Source organism: Psychrobacter cibarius, assembly GCF_904845955.1.
Taxonomy (GTDB): domain Bacteria; phylum Pseudomonadota; class Gammaproteobacteria; order Pseudomonadales; family Moraxellaceae; genus Psychrobacter; species Psychrobacter cibarius_B.
Genome location: NZ_CAJGYX010000024.1, coordinates 1 through 1,929, shown reverse-complemented (window position 1 = coordinate 1,929; position 1,929 = coordinate 1). Strand labels below are relative to the sequence as shown.

The 1,929-nt window shown below is 41.7% G+C and carries 1 protein-coding gene and 1 pseudogene; both read left to right on the top strand.

The window, feature by feature from the left end; translation table 11 throughout:
* Nucleotides 1-732 (top strand): protein rep (locus tag JMV76_RS14580; RefSeq protein ID WP_201503183.1); only part of this gene is annotated, 732 nt, incomplete at its 5' end.
* A gap of 804 nt (nt 733-1,536) precedes the next feature.
* Nucleotides 1,537-1,929 (top strand): annotated as a pseudogene (locus JMV76_RS14575) (protein rep); the annotation flags it as partial.

The window sequence follows — 1,929 nt, the reverse complement described above, 5'->3', positions numbered from 1 at the left end:
TATGACCGCATCATACAAACACACCCTACACACCGCTTTATATTTTTAACCTTGACGCTCAAAAATCCGCCCATTGATGACTTGCGCGAAACCTTGCAGCACATGAACAAATCATGGCAAAGGCTGATTAAGCGCAAGGAATTTATGGCGGCTGTTAAGGGTTGGGTACGCACAACAGAAGTCACACGCCCCAAAGACCCCAAAGACAAAGACAAGAAATACAAAAGGGTTTGTCCGATAACTGGCAACACCCACGCACACCCACATTTTCACGTTATTTTGATGGTTGACCCGTCTTACTTTGGTAGGAATTATATCAAACGTCAACGGTGGCAAGAGCTTTGGGCTGATTGTCTTCGTATTGATTATATGCCGCAAGTAGATATTAGAACTGTTAAACCGAAAAAGGGTGCTGATGATGATGGTATGCGTGGGGCGATTGCTGAAACCTTGAAATACGCTACAAAGCCTGATGATATTACCCATGATGCCGAAAATCCTAGAAGTCGTGACTGGTTTTATGAGTTGACAAGACAAACATACCGCTTACGTTTTGTGGCTACTGGTGGATTGCTCAAAGACGCCCTGAAGCAAGATGATGATATTACCAATGAGGATATGATCGACACTGGCAACGATGACGAAACAACCGAAACCGATGACCGCCGTTTGAACTTTACGTTTTATGAGTCAAAAGGCGGTTACATGTATAACCCGAACCATAACGAGTAGTGTTTTTGGTTTTGGCTTTTACCTCGTAGAGCGTACTTTGATTTGACCAAACTATGAAACGGAGTGGAATCGTTTAGGCAAGTCGTAAGTGCGCACTTATCCAAAAAGACAGACAAGTGAAAAGACAAAATATAAGACAAGGCACGCTTAGACGTTTCACCTTACAGGATGAAACAGCGTGCAATCTTTTCGTCCCTCTGACTAAGAGCGAACTTAGGAGTTACCAAGCAAAAGACCCACAAGGGGCGCTATTTTTGTTTGATAACTCCGTCCGCTCTACGAGGTTGAAACATTGCTACCCATCGCAACCCATAGCCACAAAAAAACTGGTTAGGGCATGGTGTCAAGGTGGAGATTTTGGCAGTCTTTTTTGCCAAAATACTACCTTGATACCATGCCCTAACCAGTTAAAAAGATTGGCTTGGGTGTGTGGGTAATCAGCCCTAATTCATTGAGATTTTGATAATTGCCGTATTGGATACGTCACTACCGAAAAGTAGTGACGTATCCAATACGGCTTTATTTTTGGCTTATTTGGGGTGAATTATGCTGAGTGATGGTTGCGTGATTTGCCAATTTTGATCCAAAAATAGGGGTGATTTTGAGCGTTTTTTCCTTTACTTGATACATTAGGTCTAAGTAGCGGATTAGAAATAGGGGTTATGATTGCTCTTAGGCTATATGACATAAGGGTTTATATTAAAATTATTGGGTAAAAAACTGGAAAAAGAATAATTGACAGGCGTAAAAAAACCTCGTATCGTCGGAATTGTCTAGAAACAAACGAATACAAGGTCTTTATTTATGTTCCCAAATCACGCAACCACTGTCAACGAAAATATTAAAAAGCATAACGAAAACGTTGATAAAAATATCCCTTCTGCAGAATTAATTGATTTTCTCTATGATAACGACTTGCCCGAAGGCGTAGATGTCTCTCTAGCGTCCTTATCTGCCCGTGACAGCGTTTGGGACACTCACAGGCTACATACATCCTATGTAAGTAAAATATACGCCTTAAACAGCGAATTTGAGCGATATAGCGAGCGTATGGATGAGTGTAGCGGATTTTTAAAGTTTGGATATAACGAGGATGACGGCTTGGTATTAAAACAAGCTGGTTTCTGTCGTGTACGCCACTGTACAACGTGTCAATGGCGAAAAACACTACTCTGGAAGGCTCTCATGTACCAAACC